This window comes from Cobetia sp. SIMBA_158 (genome assembly GCF_046566945.1).
GTDB classification, from domain to species: Bacteria; Pseudomonadota; Gammaproteobacteria; order Pseudomonadales; family Halomonadaceae; genus Cobetia; species Cobetia amphilecti.
In genome coordinates this window covers 1-298 of record NZ_JAWJYL010000199.1, presented here as the reverse complement: position 1 = coordinate 298, position 298 = coordinate 1, and the positions used below count along the sequence as shown (strand labels likewise).

The following is a 298-nucleotide window of genomic DNA, read 5'->3' as shown; positions in this document are numbered from 1 at the left end:
CTGTCTAAATCAAGCCAGTTTGGAATGCCATCACTGTCGACATCATGACTAAAGATAAAGTTAGCTGTATAAATATGGTACTCATTTCCATCGGGTATTTTATCATCATCGGTATGTTGCCCAAGGTGATTCATTCCCAAAGCAAGCTCTTTGTTTGTGGGAACTGCGTCTTTATCTATATCAATAAACGCATGTACCTTATATGTAAAGCTATCTGCACCTAAGTTGTTTCTATCAGTAATACTTAAATTATATTCACCCGCTTGCTTAGGCGAGAAGGTAATAACCTGACCGACTT

At 37.9% G+C, this 298-nt stretch carries 1 protein-coding gene; it reads right to left on the bottom strand.

Annotated features, from left to right (window positions below):
- The coding region (locus R2R70_RS19620; protein ID WP_410978840.1) for a hypothetical protein at positions 1 to 298 on the bottom strand (298 nt) is incomplete at both ends.